General features: G+C 33.0%; 14 protein-coding genes. 2 read left to right on the plus strand and 12 right to left on the minus strand.

Annotated features, from left to right (window positions below; translation table 11 throughout):
• Nucleotides 1-12: 12 nt before the first annotated feature.
• Nucleotides 13-1155: a hypothetical protein gene (locus DKT72_RS09965; RefSeq protein WP_111308587.1), complete on the minus strand. Its 1143-nt coding sequence runs from the start codon at nucleotides 1153-1155 to the stop codon at nucleotides 13-15.
• A 95-nt stretch (nucleotides 1156-1250) separates the two neighbouring features.
• On the opposite strand from DKT72_RS09965, the gene DKT72_RS09970 reads away from it, so the two are divergent.
• On the plus strand, nucleotides 1251-1628 hold the full coding sequence (locus DKT72_RS09970; protein ID WP_111308588.1) for a DUF8840 domain-containing protein: 378 nt from the start codon (nucleotides 1251-1253) through the stop codon (nucleotides 1626-1628).
• Nucleotides 1629-1679: 51 nt separating this feature from the next.
• Nucleotides 1680-2651, plus strand: a complete 972-nt coding sequence (locus DKT72_RS09975) for an FAD:protein FMN transferase (protein WP_111308589.1) — start codon at nucleotides 1680-1682, stop codon at nucleotides 2649-2651.
• A gap of 10 nt (nucleotides 2652-2661) precedes the next feature.
• Here DKT72_RS09975 and DKT72_RS09980 read toward each other — a convergent pair whose 3' ends face one another.
• The 11 genes from DKT72_RS09980 to tamL form a co-directional block, all read right to left on the minus strand.
• On the minus strand, nucleotides 2662-3939 hold the full coding sequence (locus tag DKT72_RS09980; protein WP_111308590.1) for a DUF2254 domain-containing protein: 1278 nt from the start codon (nucleotides 3937-3939) through the stop codon (nucleotides 2662-2664).
• Nucleotides 3940-4048: 109 nt separating this feature from the next.
• Nucleotides 4049-4813 carry a class I SAM-dependent methyltransferase gene (locus tag DKT72_RS09985; RefSeq protein ID WP_111308591.1) on the minus strand — a complete coding sequence of 255 codons (765 nt, stop codon included), beginning with the start codon at nucleotides 4811-4813 and terminating at the stop codon, nucleotides 4049-4051.
• 5 nt (nucleotides 4814-4818) lie between these two features.
• Complete coding sequence (locus DKT72_RS09990; protein WP_111308592.1) at nucleotides 4819-5601, minus strand: DUF3050 domain-containing protein; 783 nt, start codon at nucleotides 5599-5601, stop codon at nucleotides 4819-4821.
• Between the two features lie 8 nt (nucleotides 5602-5609).
• Nucleotides 5610-6428, minus strand: a complete 819-nt coding sequence (map, locus tag DKT72_RS09995; protein ID WP_111308593.1) for a type I methionyl aminopeptidase — start codon at nucleotides 6426-6428, stop codon at nucleotides 5610-5612.
• 89 nt (nucleotides 6429-6517) lie between these two features.
• A complete protein-coding gene (locus DKT72_RS10000) occupies nucleotides 6518-6928 on the minus strand; it encodes a BT0820 family HAD-type phosphatase (RefSeq protein ID WP_111308594.1) in 411 nt (136 codons plus the stop codon).
• Nucleotides 6929-6968: 40 nt separating this feature from the next.
• Nucleotides 6969-8486 carry a 2,3-bisphosphoglycerate-independent phosphoglycerate mutase gene (gene gpmI / locus DKT72_RS10005; RefSeq protein WP_111308642.1) on the minus strand — a complete coding sequence of 506 codons (1518 nt, stop codon included), beginning with the start codon at nucleotides 8484-8486 and terminating at the stop codon, nucleotides 6969-6971.
• A gap of 144 nt (nucleotides 8487-8630) precedes the next feature.
• Nucleotides 8631-10892 carry a polyribonucleotide nucleotidyltransferase gene (locus tag DKT72_RS10010; RefSeq protein ID WP_111308595.1) on the minus strand — a complete coding sequence of 754 codons (2262 nt, stop codon included), beginning with the start codon at nucleotides 10890-10892 and terminating at the stop codon, nucleotides 8631-8633.
• Nucleotides 10893-11049: 157 nt separating this feature from the next.
• Nucleotides 11050-11319, minus strand: a complete 270-nt coding sequence (gene rpsO / locus DKT72_RS10015) for a 30S ribosomal protein S15 (protein ID WP_111308596.1) — start codon at nucleotides 11317-11319, stop codon at nucleotides 11050-11052.
• A gap of 148 nt (nucleotides 11320-11467) precedes the next feature.
• Nucleotides 11468-12322 (minus strand): acetyl-CoA carboxylase, carboxyltransferase subunit beta, encoded by an 855-nt coding sequence (gene accD / locus DKT72_RS10020; protein WP_111308597.1) that lies wholly within the window; start codon nucleotides 12320-12322, stop codon nucleotides 11468-11470.
• A 278-nt stretch (nucleotides 12323-12600) separates the two neighbouring features.
• Complete coding sequence (gene fbaA / locus DKT72_RS10025; RefSeq protein WP_111308598.1) at nucleotides 12601-13668, minus strand: class II fructose-bisphosphate aldolase; 1068 nt, start codon at nucleotides 13666-13668, stop codon at nucleotides 12601-12603.
• Nucleotides 13669-13795: 127 nt separating this feature from the next.
• Nucleotides 13796-16330: a translocation and assembly module lipoprotein TamL gene (gene tamL, locus DKT72_RS10030; protein WP_111308643.1), complete on the minus strand. Its 2535-nt coding sequence runs from the start codon at nucleotides 16328-16330 to the stop codon at nucleotides 13796-13798.
• Nucleotides 16331-16370: the final 40 nt, after the last annotated feature.

Raw genomic sequence — 16370 nt, forward strand, 5'->3', positions numbered from 1 at the left:
GTTTTTAAATTTTTAATTTTCAATATCATATTGAGACCAATCTTGGGTGTTCACATTGTTATCTAATCTAGGGTCGTAAAGAGAATTGTCGGTGCCTATATATTCCCCATTATTGTTGACCCAGTAGTAGTTATTATTGCCTTCAACTTGATAGCCTTGGCCCGTGTTGGGGTTTGTGACGGTGGTTCTTTCCCAAACGCCCCCATTAATGGTATTAGAATGTCCAGCATCGTTCATCCCGTTTCTTCGCAACCAGCTTTCATGGTTACTATCTAATATGGAACTATATGTGTTTCCATTGTTTGATATGGTTTGCCCATACGATTTAATGGCAGCCATGCGTTTTTGGTGTGCTGCTGTGCTTTGTTGAGTGAGTTGGGCATAATACTGGTTATTGGCCTGAACCCATTGCGGATTTATTTGAAAGTTTACTAAAGCGTTTATATAATCTTTTTTGGCTTTTTCATAAACGGTCTTTGGGGCTTCCATAACATTTAAAGTATAGCCCCAGCCCACACCGCCAGCATCAGAATAATAACAGGTGTAATAACGTACTATGCACATAGATTTAATACCATTTTTGTCTAAAAATTCAGCAACAACACATTGGAATTGTTTGTTTTCTGGAATAGATTTATAAAGGTAGCTGTCAAAACGTTTGTCAAATTGAGCCAGTTCTGGTAAAGAAAATTGATTAACCCATTTAAGACCTTGAGATTGAACTACGGGTATTATATCTTCTTTTAATAGCCTGTCCAAACTTTTAACTGGTTTTATCTCAATGTTGTTTTGTTGAGAATACAAATAGTTTACTTGCTGGTCGTTAGAAAAGTAGTAAGACTTGAAGGATTCGATAAAAACCTTAACACGGTCAAGTGATTCAAATAGAACTTTGTCTTTTTCAACTATCTCCCATGAATCAGGAATGTGCATGGTGCCAACAGGAATTCCAAACTGTTTGTTTATTATTTGGTAACCTTTTATTTTAATATTCATTTTTTGTGTATTAATATTTTCAGTATAAAGGCTGTCGATATCTTCTTGATAATTTTCAAAATCATAACCAATCTCTGAAGCGTCCGTATTTTGTTTTTGTCCACAAGAAGAAAAAACTAGAAATAGACTTAACGTGTAAATAAAATGACATGCTTTCATAATAACTTAAGGTGTTAAAAGTTTGTTTTTATTGTTATATCGAAATGCATTATAAATGTCATCATCAATCAGAACATTTATTTTACTTTTGCACTATGAGCAAACCACTTACAAAGCAAGAACTACACAATTTAGCCATGAATCATGTTGGTAAGGAATTAGAATCAAGAGGGTTTGATTTTATTGCTATTAATAGTAAGCTTAAAAAGCATCCGCAGTTTGTTTGCATGGATAAAAAAAAACAGTATTATTTCGTAATAGTAAGAGCTGTTATATTACCAGAAAACCCCAATAATTATGATGTGATTTGGATGGAATCTTTTAAAAAACATGCTAGAGAGCAAGATGCTAAGGTATTATATGCGGGGGTTGGTATTGGCAATCCAAAAGGAGAAGACCTTCCCATTTATTTGAACGAAGAATACCTAATAGAATACAATGGTATTCAGGTTTTAGAAACTAATTTGAATTAACTTGCCATTCCTGCAAAAACAGGAATCTCGTAAACATAATCTTAATAGTATATGAACAGAATTTTAACTTTATTAATTTTAGTGGGTTGTTTTTCTTGTGAAAATAAATCGATTAATACCAAGCTTTCAGGTGCTGTTTTTGGCACATCATATCATATTACATATAATTCTGAAATTAACTTTGAAAAGGAGTTTGATAGTTTGTTCTATATCATTAATAAATCCATGTCCACTTATCTAGAGAATTCAGATATTTCAAAGTTAAATAGAAATGAAGATGTTTTAGTAGATGAACATTTTATAAGGGTTTTTAAAGCTTCGCAAGATATTTATAAAGAAACTGAAGGTGTTTTTGACCCCACTATTGGAGCTGTTGTAAATGCATGGGATTTTGGTCCCGAAGGAAAAATAATCAATCTGGATAGTTTAAAAATTGATAGCTTAATGCTTTCAGTTGGTTTAAATAAAGTCAAGTTAGTTGGCCATAAAATAACAAAGCCCCAAGGCACTTTTATTGATTTTAATGCGATTGCCAAAGGCTATGGCGTAGATGTTATTGGTGAGTTTTTAGAAAGTAAGCATATTGATAATTATTTGGTAGAAATTGGTGGTGAGATCAGAACCAGAGGGATTAATGTTGAAAAAAAATCGGATTGGAAAGTGGGCGTGGAGATGCCCCATTTTGACCAAACCCAATCCATTATGAAAGCTATTCCATTGCATAATGAATGTATGGCAACGTCTGGAACCTATAGAAAATTTAAAGTGGATGACAATGGTAATCGTTATGCACATATCATCGATGCTAAAACGGGTTATCCTAGTAAAACAAATTTATTGAGCATTTCTGTTATTGCTAAAGATTGTAAAACAGCCGATGGCTATGCTACCGCTTTTGATGCGATGGGAATACAAAAAATAAAAGCATTTTTAAAAAGCCATCCAGAATTAAAAGTGTTTTTAATTTTTGAAAACGACAAAAAGGAATTTGAAACCTTAGCTTTGAATGGATTTCCTAATTAAAGCTAGAAAATCAATCATTTTTTCCGATAAGTTTATTGAGAAATTCTAAATCCTTTTCATTCTTAATAGCTAAATTAATATCTGTTTTCAAATAATTAATTTCTTCTTCGATAGCTTTTGTGTAATTTTCTTTTTTCGATTTCTTTTTCAATAAAAACAACAATTGAATTAATTTTTGAACCACTATAACATCTTGTTTGCAATAGGTTCTAATAGCTACCATGACTTGATAAAGTAATGTTTCAAAATTTATGGTTTTTATATATACCCAAGGTTCTTCATCTATAAATGTGTAACTCAAATCTTTTTTATCTAGTCTAATAGAAAAAAGTTGTGATAAATAATCAATAGCATTCAAGGCTGTTCCAGGATCATTTATTCCTGGAGACATGGCTTTTACAATTATTTCGGTAAGCTGTTTAAAAGCCAGTACATAATTGTCTTCTACTAATTCATTATCTGTAAAGCTAAATTGACTCATTATTTGGTCTACCGTCTCTTCATCCAGTTCTTTTTCAGACTTAAAAACGGCTTCTCCCTCTAAAACAAACATACCTTTAATAATTTCAGTTGCAATTTTACTTTCATGCTTCTTAGCTATTTCGGCTATATTATGTAGAGCCATATTTGTAACATAACCCGTTTTTGGAGTATGGTATGTTTTAAATGAAGAAGTATTGGGAAATTCAATTTTAGCATCGTTTTCTTTCTCAATAAGTGCTATGAGGCGCTTTTTGGAAATCTTGAAAATCTCATGCATAATATGACTAATCTGTATTTGTTGAGATATGGAATGAATAAAATAAATGAAGGCTGCCAAGCAATTTAGCATTAAAAATATAGCAGTTAATACAGAGAAACCTGGTAATTGATATTTATTGCTGTTTTCTTCGATAGATACTAATATGATGATGCAATAGATAATAGTTCCAATATAAATGCCTAAAATGATTTGATGCCTTTTGTTTGAAATTAACCCCGGTAATAGACGCGGAGAAAAATTGTTAGAGGCTTGGTTCAATAAAATCATAACCATAGAAAAACTGAATACCATTATTGAAATGAGTCCTGCTATAAAAGTGGTTAAAAGTGTTCTTGAAGTTTCTGTATTATTTACAACTATTTCTGGAGCGACCTCCAATAAATATTTACTAATGCCATTTTTCTCTAAATAGAACATGACATAAGAAAATACGATTCCCGATAAAGCTATGATACTAGGATAAAATGCAATTTTATCTTTTAAATGATATGTTTTAGTAATTATGAATTTTAATTGATTAAGCATGTATTCGTTTTAATGTGACTGGAAAAGAACCCAAAATTTTTATCGGAATTAATCCGATTATATTTTAAATATCTTTTCAAGATACTAAACTTAATGCTATTTAATGTTTTTATTTATAGCAAACAGGAATAATTTCACCTTTGGCTAAGCAGTATTTTATAATGTCTTCTTCTGAAAGTTTAGCTGTATATTCAACGGCTTCCACTTTAAAACCAATGGTTCTTAATTTGTCGAAATAATCTAGGCCGTATACACGCACATGGTCATACTGTCCAAAAATTTTAGCGCGTTCTTTTTTGTTGATGATGGTATTGTCCTCAAAAGTAGTTTCACGTTTTAAGTCTTGCGGAATCTGAAAAATGCCCATGCCACCAACTTTTAAAATACGATATAATTCTTGCATGGCTTTGGTATCATTAGGAATATGTTCTAATACATGATTACAAAAAATAATATCAAACGCATTATCTTTAAATGGAAGGTTACAAATGTCTGCCTTTACGTCTGCCAATGGCGAATTTAAATCGGTTGTTGTATAATCCAGGTTTTTCATGCCTTTAAAACGTTTGTAAAAAGCCTGTTCTGGAGCAAAGTGCAATACTTTTTTATTGGCAGTAAAAAAATCGGTTTCATTTTTTAAATATAGCCACAATAGCCTATGCCTTTCTAAACTTAAAGTTGAAGGCGATAGTACATTATTGCGTTGGTTACCATAGCCATAAGGAAGAAAGGTTTTAAAATGTTTGCCATCAATGGGGTCGGTAAATGTATTTCCTTTTAAAAAAAACGCCAAAATGGGTCTAATAATATAACTAAGCCTTATTAAGAAAGGTCGAGGTATGGTATTTAGAACTATTTTGAAAAGTTTTTTCAAGAATTTTAAGCTTCAACTTTTTTTGCTGAATTTATTAATTTATAAATTGCATCCCAAAGAGCTAATCTGTGAGCTAATGCTTGTTTGGCTGTTTGCAAAGTTTCAGCCCATTTAAGGTCGTCATTCCCGCATAATGCTTCTATCATTTTTAATGATAAAGGACCATGTTCATCACCATCCAGTTCTATATGTCTCTTCAAATAATAGGTTAATTTACTATATGAATTATCTTTTGTTTTAGATTGATTTATTATTTGAAAGAACATATCTGGAATAACATCTTCTCTTCCAAAAGTAAATGCAGACGCAATAACATGTGGTTTATTAGTGTCTATAACATTAAAAGTGAATTGGATAAATTTGAATGTTTCATTATTCAAATTCACATGCATAGCAGCATCATTTACAGAATTCCCTTCTTTTATAAAATTCACAAAATCTTTAATTTGAGTTGTACTAGCACCTATTTGATTCATGGCGTCTAAATACATGTCGTAGTGACTTTTTGGTTCACCTAACTCATTGATATCACTCTCTTCACCTAAAACGATTTCATTAATAAATCTCGAAGTTTCAGGATTAGTAACAGGAGTCCATGGGATCGTTGTTGTCGTTAAATGATTTTGAAGTGATTTTAAAAGCGACATAAAATCCCATACAGCAAAAACGTGCTGTTGCATAAAAATTTTAATATCGTCTATAGATTCTAATGCACTATATAATTTATGATTGTTAAGTTGAGCTCTTAAAGGTTCAAGTTCGTTTTCAATAAATTTTATTGGGGTCATATGGATTTTTAAAGAACTAAAGTTTTTTGTCTAAATTCGTCTTCTTCATTAGAAGTTATGCCTAATGCTTCATGCACATAGGCAAAGGTGGAAAGTATTTCCGGGTTACCATCAATAATGGCAACATCATGTTCAAAATGTACACTTGGTTTACCGTCTAGAGTTACGATGGTCCAACCGTCTTTAAGTTGTTTTATACGATGTGTACCCATATTTATCATTGGCTCGATGGCAACCACCATGCCTTCAATAAATTTTTTACCTCTCCCACGTTTTCCGTAGTTTGGCATTTCTGGATCTTCATGCATTTTTTTCCCTAAACCATGGCCAACTAATTCTCTAACCACGCCATAGCCATGATTTTCACAGTACTGCTGAATAGCAAAACCAACATCGCCCACTCGATTGTTTGTTTTGAATTCTCTGATACCAACATATAATGATTCCTTGGTGACTTGAATGAGTTTTTTTGTTTCTGGAGCCACATCACCTATTTCAAAAGTATAGGCATGGTCGCCATAAAATCCATTTTTTAAAGCACCGCAGTCTATAGAAACGATATCGCCTTCTTTTAAGGGAATATCTGTAGGTAAACCATGAACTACGGCTTCATTCACACTGGTTAAAAGGGTAGAAGGGCAGTCATACAACCCTAAAAAGCCTGGTAAGGCACCTTGCGCTCTAATAAAATCTTCAGCTAGTGTATCTAATTGTTTTGTGGTGACTCCAGGTTTAACTTCTTTAGCCAGCATTCCTAATGTTTTGGAAACAATTAATGCACTTTCACGCATTAATTCAATCTCTTCTCTTGTTTTTACTACAATCATCTTTTAAAAAATAATGGCAAAGATACTTAAAATAAAAATGTTATAAATGATGAATAGTATGGAGGTGAAATTTTTAGTTATGAGGAAAATTATTTTAAAAAATCAAAAAAACTTTTTTTCTTTTCTATTGGAATAGGACTCGCGTCTGAGTTTACAAGTAATTGATAAATTTCACCCCAGCCCATAAAGCCTCCCACATTTCTATCATCAATAAATAAATCGGCATGGATTTTTCGACTAACTGCGCCATCAAATTCTTCTTCAGGAAAACTCTTGTTCACGGCATAGAAATGGATACCATGTTCTTCGCAAAATTTAACAGCTTCGTCAAGTTTGTCTCCACTTCTATACGTCCATAAAATAAGACGGTGTCCTTCTTCCTGAAGTTTTTTTAAGGTTTCAAAAGCAAAAAGGATGGGCTTACCAATTTTAGGATAGGCATCTTCAACGATAGTTCCATCAAAATCAACAGCAATGATAAGAGCATCATTAAAATTCATCAATCTGGGGTTTGATTTATTAAAAAAAAATTTTTCTATGTTAAACTAAGGAATGTCTTGTCATTGCTTTTGGTTGTTCAATACCCATTAATTTTAAAATAGTAGGAGCGATATCACCTAAAACACCATCTTGAATATGTTTTAAATCGTTATCAATTAAAATAATAGGTACTGGATTTGTGGTATGTGCTGTGTTGGGCGAACCATCAGGATTAATCATGGTTTCACAATTACCATGGTCTGCAATCAGTATGGTCGTATAGCCATTATCTAAGGCTGTGGTTACAACGTCTTTCACGCACGCATCTACTGCTTCACAAGCTTTAATAGCGGCTGCCATCACACCCGTATGACCAACCATATCCCCATTAGCAAAGTTTAAACATACAAAATCAACATCACCTTTTTCAAGTTCTGGAACTAAAGCATCTTTTAATTCAAAAGCGCTCATCTCCGGTTTTAAATCGTAGGTAGCAACTTTTGGTGAATTCCTTAAAATTCTGGTTTCGCCTTCAAACGGATTTTCTTGTCCACCCGAAAAGAAAAATGTTACGTGTGGATATTTTTCCGTTTCAGCAATTCTAATCTGTTTTTTATTATTTTTTGACAACACTTCACCAAGCGTTTCAGTTAGATTGTCTTTATTAAAAATAACCTTCACGTTTTTATAAGCATCGTTATAATTGGTAAGCGTTACATAATACAAATTAAGTTTATGCATGTTTTGTTCGTGGAAATCTTGTTGTGACAAAGCTTCAGTAAGTTCACGACCTCTATCCGTCCTAAAGTTGAAGAAAATAATCACATCATCCTCTTTTACGGAAGCAATAGGATTATTGTTAGCATCAACAGCAATGATTGGTTTTATAAATTCATCGGTAATATCATCTTCATAATTCTTTTCAACAGAAGCCACAACATTAGATGATTTCTCACCAACACTATTTACTATGGCATCATAGGCTAATTTTACACGTTCCCAACGTTTATCTCTATCCATGGCATAATAGCGCCCTGTAACGGTGGCTAGTTTTGTTGGAGTATTAATTAAATGATTTTCTAAATTTGAAATAAAACCAGCACCAGATTTCGGATCCACATCACGACCATCTGTAAAAGCATGAACAAAGGTTTTTTTCAAACCAAAGTCATTAGCAGCATCAACCAAGCCATATAAATGTGAAAAGTGCGAATGCACACCTCCATCACTTAATAAACCAAGAAAGTGAACACTTTTATTATGGTCTTTAGCATATTGAAAAGCGTCAACCACTACTTTTTCAGTATTTAATGTTTTGTTTTGAACAGCTAAATTAACTTTTACTAAATCTTGATACACAATACGCCCAGCACCCAGGTTCATATGACCCACTTCGCTATTTCCCATTTGTCCTTCTGGTAAGCCCACATGTAAACCGTCGGTTCGTAAAGATGCGTTAGGGTATTTTGTATATAAAGAATCTATAAAAGGTGTATTGGCATTGTCTATGGCTGATACTTTTGGGTCTGGTGACTTTCCCCAGCCATCAAGAATCATAAGGATGACTTTTTTGTTCATTTTCATTAGGAGTTTTATTGGTACAAAGATACGGAAGTTTGACAAGAAAGATTAAAAACTAAAGGCTAAAACTTTGATGTTTCTTCATAAAAAAAGCTGCCAAAATAAATTTGGCAGCTTTTATATTATAAGAATAAAGAGAACTTAATCTTCTTTTCTGTCTTCTCTTGGTCTTCTGTCATCACGACGATTATCGCGTCCGCGATTATCACGATTGCCGCCTCTGTTATCACGTCCACCACGGTCGTTATTTTCTCTTGGTGGTCTTGCTACATACCCTTCTGGCTTTTCTAACAATGCTTTACGAGATACTTTTTCTTTGCGTGTTTTTGGATCTACACCAAAATATTTCACATTAAAAACGTCACCCATATTTACTACGTCGGTAACATTTTCAGTGCGTTCCCAAGCTAATTCGCTTACGTGTAATAAAACCTCATTTCCAGGGGCTTGTGTGTATTCAACAACCGCTCCAAAATCTAGCATTTTTATTACTTTCACTTCGTAAGTACCACCAACTTCTGGCTTAAACATTAATGAGTCAATTTTCGCCAAAACAGCATCAATACCTTCTTGATTTGTTCCTAAAATTTCAACAATACCTTCTTCAGTAATTGGATCTTCATTAATAACAATAGTTGTTTTAGTAGCTTTTTGTAGCTCTTGAATTACTTTTCCACCAGGTCCAATTAATGCACCAATAAAGGCATTAGGAATAATTCTGGTTATCATTTTAGGAGCATGTGGTTTCACATCTGCATTTGGTTGCGCAATGGTTTCTACCAGTTTTCCTAAAATATGTAAACGTCCTGCTTGTGCTTGTTTTAAAGCATTTACCAAAATTTCATAGGAAAGACCTTTTACTTTAATATCCATTTGGCAAGCCGTAATACCATCAGCCGTACCAGTTACTTTAAAGTCCATATCACCTAAATGATCTTCATCACCTAAAATATCAGACAATACAGCATACTTTCCTGTTTCCGTATCGGTAATTAAACCCATAGCAATACCAGAAACTGGTTTTTTAATAGGTACACCAGCATCCATAAGTGCCATAGTACCAGCACAAACTGTTGCCATAGACGATGATCCGTTACTTTCTAATACTTCTGAAACTACTCTTACTGTATATGAGTAATCTGAGGGCACCATACCTTTTAAAGCACGTTGCGCTAAGTTTCCGTGTCCAACTTCACGACGAGAGGTACCTCTTAATGGGCGGGCTTCACCAGTTGAAAAAGGAGGGAAATTATAATGTAAATAGAAACGCTCTTCGCCTTCAAACGATGGCATGTCTATTTGATTTGCTTCTCTAGAAGTTCCTAAAGTAACGGTTGCCAAGGCTTGAGTTTCTCCACGAGTAAATATAGAGGAACCATGTGTAGATGGTAAATAATCAACCTCACACCAAATCGGTCTGATGTCTGTAGTTTTACGACCGTCTAATCGTAACCCTTCATTTAAGGTTAAATCTCTAACTGCTTTTTTCTCAGCTTTATAGAAATATTTTGACACTAAACCGCCAACTTCTAGTAATTCTTCTTCTGTAAATGTTGCTTTGATTTCTTCTTTTATAGCATCAAAAGCAGCCCCACGTTCATGTTTTGCTGAGGCCTTTTTTGCAACAGCATATACTTTATCATAAGCTAAATCGTGTACTTTCTTAGCTAACGCTTCATCTTCAGGTTCAGGTTCGTACTCGCGAGTTTCTTTTTTACCGAAAGCCTCAGCCAATTTTATTTGAGCAGCACATTGTACTTTAATAGCATCATGTGCAAATTTAATAGCTTCAACCATTTCTTCTTCTGAAATCTCTTTCATCTCACCTTCAACCATCATTACTGAATCGGCTGACGCTCCAATGACCATATCGATATCAGATTGTTCTAATTGGGCATAGGTTGGATTGATGATAAACTGACCGTCTATACGACCAACTCTTACTTCAGAAATAGGTGTTTCAAAAGGAATATCAGATAACTGAATAGCAGCCGAAGCAGCTAAACCAGCCATAGCGTCTGGCATTACATTTTCATCATGAGACATTAATTGAATCATCAATTGTGTTTCTGCATGATAATCTTTTGGGAATAATGGGCGTAACACACGGTCTACTAAACGCATGGTTAATACCTCACCATCACTTGGTCTTGCTTCTCTTTTAAAGAAACCGCCTGGGTAACGACCGGCAGCAGCAAATTTTTCGCGGTAGTCTACTGTTAATGGTAAAAAGTCAATACCAGGACTGGCACTATAATTTGAAACAACTGTACATAACAACATACATTTTCCTGACTGAACAACAACAGAACCATGAGCCTGTTTTGCTAATTTTCCGGTTTCGATGGAAATTGTACGTCCATCACCAAGGTCAATGACCTCTTTAAAAACTTTTGGAATCATAAATTTTTTAATTCTAATTAAACAATGGTCATTGTGTTGTTGTGTGTAGTTGTTGTTTGTGACCAATGAAAAACTATAATAAGCTTCTTCAATGCGCTTTTATACTCTTCGCGGAGTTATATTCAAAACAAAAAAGAGGCTGAAAAGCCTCTTTTTATTATTTTCTTAATCCTAATTCTTTTACTATGGCACGATATCTTAAGATATCTTTCTTAGTTAAGTAATCTAATAAAGCACGACGCTTTCCTACTAGTTTAACCAATGAACGCTCTGTATTATAATCTTTACGATTCTTTTTTAAGTGTTCTGTTAAGTGGTTGATTCTAAGCGTAAATAACGCAATTTGTCCTTCTGCTGAACCTGTGTCTTTACTGTTTTTACCGTGTTTAGTAAAGATGGCTTCTTTTTCTTTTTGATCTAAATACATGCTAATATTGTTGTAAATAATTTTTATGTACACGAAAGTCTATCTTTCGAGCGGCAAATATAGTAATTTTTAATGATTTGCAAATCTTTTAAACAAAAAGACCTGATTGGTTGAAAATCAATCAGGTCAATAAGTTATGTTTTTGTCCTTAAGCTCTTAAAGGCTGATTTAAAATTAAATCTAAGTATTGATTTACTTTATCTTTAAGCTCTTTTCTAGGAGTGATAAAATCTAAAAAGCCATGCTCTAATAAAAATTCAGATGTTTGAAACCCTTCAGGTAATTCTTTACCTGTAGTATCTCTTACAATTCTAGGACCCGCAAAACCTATTAAGGCTCCAGGTTCGGCAATATTAATATCGCCAAGCATAGCGAAAGATGCTGTAGTGCCTCCAGTAGTTGGGTCTGTACATAATGAAATATAAGGAATGCCAGCATCGGCTAATTGAGCTAACTTTACGGATGTTTTTGCTAATTGCATTAATGACAAAGCGGCTTCCATCATACGGGCACCACCAGATTTTGAAATGACTAATAATGGAATGTTATTTTTTAAAGAATAATCTGCAGCTCGAGCAATTTTTTCACCAACAACACTTCCCATAGAACCACCAATAAAGGCAAAATCCATACAAGCTATGACTAAATCTTTTCCTTTGGATTTGCCAACAGCAGAGCGAACAGCATCTTTTAAATGTGTTTTTTCTTGAGCAGCCTTTAGTCTTTCAGGATATTTTTTGGTGTCTACAAATTTTAGGGGATCTTTAGATTCTAAATTAGCATCCAATTCTTTGAAATCATTATCAAAAAGTATTTCAAAATATTCATGACTTCCAATACGAACATGATAACCATCTTCTGGACTTACATAGAAATTTCTTTCTAGTTCTTCCGCATCCACAATTTTACCTGTTGGAGATTTGTACCAAAGACCTTTAGGGGTGTCCTTTTTTTCTTCGGTTGTTGTAGTTATACCTTTTGTTTTCCTTTTAAACCAAGACATAGTGATTGATAATTTTAGATTTACGATTTTAGATTTAAAAAAACCTTATATATCGGTATTTTCGTTAGGCTTATTGATAAATTATTTTAATAAACTCTAGGTGTAAAATAACATGTTAAAGCAAAAGCCTGACTACAAAATTAAGGCTTTATTTTAATTTAGTAATGAGAGCAATCTTTTTTTATTAATTGATTTTTTTATATAGTTAATTTATAGGATTATATAAACGAAAAAATCCTGCGTCATTACAGGATTTTTTCGTTTATAATAAATCTATTTTATAGTGTATTAACGTTATTAAGATCTGCAAAGGCTTGTTTTAAGCGCTCTACAAATGTAACCTCACCAGCACGTAACCAAACGCGTGGGTCGTAGTATTTTTTATTTGGAGAATCTGGACCCTCAGGGTTTCCAATCTGTCCTTGTAAGTAATCTTTTTTACTACTCATATAATCACGAATACCGCTCATAAATGCATATTGCATATCTGTATCAATGTTCATTTTAATAACACCGTAGCTAATGCCTTCACGAATTTCTTCAACAGTTGAACCAGAACCACCATGGAATACAAAATCTATGTGGTTATGTTCAACACCATATTTTTTAGAAATATATTCTTGAGAATTTTTTAAAATTTTTGGTGTTAATTTTACATTTCCAGGTTTGTAAACACCATGAACGTTACCAAAAGCTGCCGCAATTGTAAATTGGCTGCTTACTTTACTTAATTCTTCGTAAGCATAAGCTACTTCTTCTGGTTGTGTGTAAAGTTTAGAATCATCAACATCACTATTATCAACACCATCTTCTTCACCACCTGTAACACCAAGTTCAATTTCTAAAGTCATGCCCATTTTGCTCATTCTAGCCAAATACTTTTTGCATATTTCTATATTTTCTTCAATAGGTTCTTCAGATAAATCAATCATGTGAGAACTGAAAAGTGGCTTGCCTGTTTCAGCGAAATGTTTTTCACTAGCATCTAACATTCCATCTACCCAAGGCAATAATTTTTTAGCACAATGATCCGTATGAAGAATAACAGGTACACCATAAGCTTCAGATAATATATGAACATGTTTTGCTCCTGCGATAGCACCAGCAATTGCTGCTTTTTGACCATCATTATTTAATGATTTACCGGCATTAAATTGCGCTCCACCATTTGAAAATTGTATGATAACAGGTGCGTTTAATGCTTTGGCAGTTTCTAATACACCATTTATAGTATCTGAACCAATTACGTTTACAGCTGGTAAAGCATAACCATTTTCTTTGGCATGCTTAAAAATAGCTTGAACTTCGCTGCCTGTAGCAACTCCTGGTTTTATGTTATGTCCCATGTTTATATTTTTATATTAATAAATTTAAGTCAAAAGTAATCAATTTTTAAATAAATAGTCCTGATTTTGCCATCCTAAAACACTAAAAGAGTCGAAAACGTTGTAGTGTAAGTATTTAGTAAATAGACTAAAAAGGGTAGTTTATACCAATGTTATAAACTGCATTTCTGAAATTATAATCATTAAACCATCTATTGTTAATTGGGTAAGAAGGGTCGTAGGTTTTAAAACCAACATCAAAACGAAATACAAAAAAGCTAAAATCATAACGTAAACCCAGACCAGAGCCAACCGCAATATCTTTTAACGAGCTAAAATTTTTAAAAGTAGCCCCCTCTGTGGTGACATTGTCTAAAACATTCCAAATATTGCCAGCATCGACAAACACCGCACCATTTAAGTTTTGGAATAAGTTAAAACGTTGTTCAACACTGAATGAGAATTTTAAATTCGCTTCATTAAATTCGTTTAAAGTTTGGGAACTTCCGGGACCTAAATTATAAGCTGTCCAAGCGCGATTATCGTTAGGCCCTCCTGCAAAAAAACTTTTAGAAAATGGAATATTATCGGAATTTCCATAAGGAATAGCTATGCCGAAAAAAGTTCTCATAGCAAGAATATTTTTTTTGCCTAAGTTCCAATGTTTTACGTAGTCTAGTTCTGTTTTTACAAATTGAGAATAAGCTACGTTGAAAATCTCATAACGATTATTATCATTTTTTTTGAGTCCTATAAGGTTGGAAGCCGTAGAAAGAAGATTCCCAGCTAATTCTAATTTTAACCTAAAAATCGAAAAATCATCATCATATAAATTAGTTCGTTCATCATTAGTCAAACTAAAAATTGATGAAATAATTAAGTTGTTTTCTGTTAATCTGTTTTTACGTTCATTAATACTATTTACTGTTTTTAATTGATTGGATGAGATGTTGCCAGGTGTTGGATTATCCAAGGTATAAGCTATAAAAGCATCTGTTTCATTGGGGATGACTAAAGAACTATCAGCATTAATATAATTGACCTCTCTTGCAATTTGGTTTAATGAATTAAATGAATTTTTATAAACCTCAAAATATCTATTAGTGTTTAAATTCCTGACATATTGTATATTAAAGGCATCTAACCTGTTTGTTACTTTTGCAGATGGTCTCCAATTATAACTTAAAATACCATTAAATGTTTGTTTGTCTAAGCCTATATTGGTCTGGCTGGTCGTAGATAAGCTAATTCGCGTACTTGGTGACATGTATTTTGGAACAATGCTTTCTGTATAAAAAGGAGTGAAAAATCTAGGAATGGTTAATTTTAAATCGACACCATATTCTATAATATCAAAAAAAGGATCATTAACATTATTATCATTTGAAGCGCCTTTTGAAGCACCTATGGATCCAATGGCAGATATTTCAAAGGTTTCGGCACCTCTAAAGATATTTCTAATTAATAAGCTAGGATTTAACGAAAAACCTATTGATTGGATATTACTTTGAGACACTTCAGTGCTAAAACCTAAACTGAATTTTTTTAAGGGTGTTAAACTAACTACAGTGCTTAGCGTATTATCCAAATTCTCTGTGTATTCAATATTTGGATACTTAAAGGTTTTCAATTCATTCAAATATCTATAAGTTCGTGTTCTAGCTAAATCACTAAAAGTCTCGCCTGGAGAAATAAACATGGCATCTGTGAGTGCTTTTGGGCGGTAACGCATTTTTCCGTAACTGTAGAGTTTAAAGCTATTGTATGAGATGGAGTCTTGAAATGGTTTGCCATTATTTTCAAAAGTATAATCTGTAATTATCTTTACATCACTAATAGTATAAACTTTAAAGGGTTCTCGTCGTATGGAATCTGGAGTTCTAATAGCTCTATCTTGAATTTGCAAAACAACATTTACTTTTTTATTGGTGCCTATGGTATCAATTTCCATAGTGATGTAATCTTGGTTGAAATGATATAAACCCATATTACGTAATTCACTAGAAATTCTGTTACGCTCCAATTCAAAATTTGTAGTTTTATATTGTTCGTTTTGTTTTATGAAAGCATTTTTTTTAATGGATTTGTTGTAAAGCGTATCTATTATTGGTGTTGATATTTGTTCGGAAATAGAATCAATAATAAATGCTTTGCCGGTTTCTACTCTATATTCAATCTGAGCGCGTTTATTCTCTTCTTTTTGAATATCATAAGTGGCATTAACATCAAACCATCCATTATTTGTATGATAATCCTGAAGCCGCTTTACCGATCTTTTAGCCTTTTCTTCATCAACTATTACAGGGGCTTCTCCTGTTTTTTTTATCCAGTTATTAAATCCAATTCGGGATTGTATATACTTATCTAATTGTTTTTTAGATAAAAGATTTTCTAAGTGCTGTCTGTGTTTAGGGTTTTTATCAAGACCAGTATTAATAATAGAATCTATGTGGGGTCGTGCCAAATTATAAAATTGAAGGCGTAAAGGGAATCCTAAAATTTTTTGATTTGGTTCTTGATAAATAAGATTGTTTATGGTCTCGCTATTGTCTTTTTCACCATTTACATAAACCGTATTATTGGTGAGTAAATAATCATTTTCAGCAACTCTTTTTGTACTATCACATGAGGTTATGTGTGTAGCAATAATAAATAATACTATTTTTGAGAGTTGATTTTTCAAATGAAATTTCAATTAATTAAGTTGTACAATTTAGTGGTGA

This window comes from Confluentibacter sediminis (assembly GCF_003258355.1).
Classification (GTDB): domain Bacteria; phylum Bacteroidota; class Bacteroidia; order Flavobacteriales; family Flavobacteriaceae; genus Confluentibacter; species Confluentibacter sediminis.

Bases quoted from the DNA above. Each gene is read 5' to 3' on its own strand.
- DKT72_RS09965 (WP_111308587.1), bottom strand. From the start codon at position 1,155: ATGAAAGCATGTCATTTTATTTACACGTTAAGTCTATTTCTAGTTTTT.
- DKT72_RS09970 (WP_111308588.1), top strand. From the start codon at position 1,251: ATGAGCAAACCACTTACAAAGCAAGAACTACACAATTTAGCCATGAAT.
- DKT72_RS09975 (WP_111308589.1), top strand. From the start codon at position 1,680: ATGAACAGAATTTTAACTTTATTAATTTTAGTGGGTTGTTTTTCTTGT.
- DKT72_RS09980 (WP_111308590.1), bottom strand. From the start codon at position 3,939: ATGCTTAATCAATTAAAATTCATAATTACTAAAACATATCATTTAAAA.
- DKT72_RS09990 (WP_111308592.1), bottom strand. From the start codon at position 5,601: ATGACCCCAATAAAATTTATTGAAAACGAACTTGAACCTTTAAGAGCT.
- map (WP_111308593.1), bottom strand. From the start codon at position 6,428: ATGATTGTAGTAAAAACAAGAGAAGAGATTGAATTAATGCGTGAAAGT.
- DKT72_RS10000 (WP_111308594.1), bottom strand. From the start codon at position 6,928: ATGAATTTTAATGATGCTCTTATCATTGCTGTTGATTTTGATGGAACT.
- gpmI (WP_111308642.1), bottom strand. From the start codon at position 8,486: ATGAACAAAAAAGTCATCCTTATGATTCTTGATGGCTGGGGAAAGTCA.
- DKT72_RS10010 (WP_111308595.1), bottom strand. From the start codon at position 10,892: ATGATTCCAAAAGTTTTTAAAGAGGTCATTGACCTTGGTGATGGACGT.
- rpsO (WP_111308596.1), bottom strand. From the start codon at position 11,319: ATGTATTTAGATCAAAAAGAAAAAGAAGCCATCTTTACTAAACACGGT.
- accD (WP_111308597.1), bottom strand. From the start codon at position 12,322: ATGTCTTGGTTTAAAAGGAAAACAAAAGGTATAACTACAACAACCGAA.
- fbaA (WP_111308598.1), bottom strand. From the start codon at position 13,668: ATGGGACATAACATAAAACCAGGAGTTGCTACAGGCAGCGAAGTTCAA.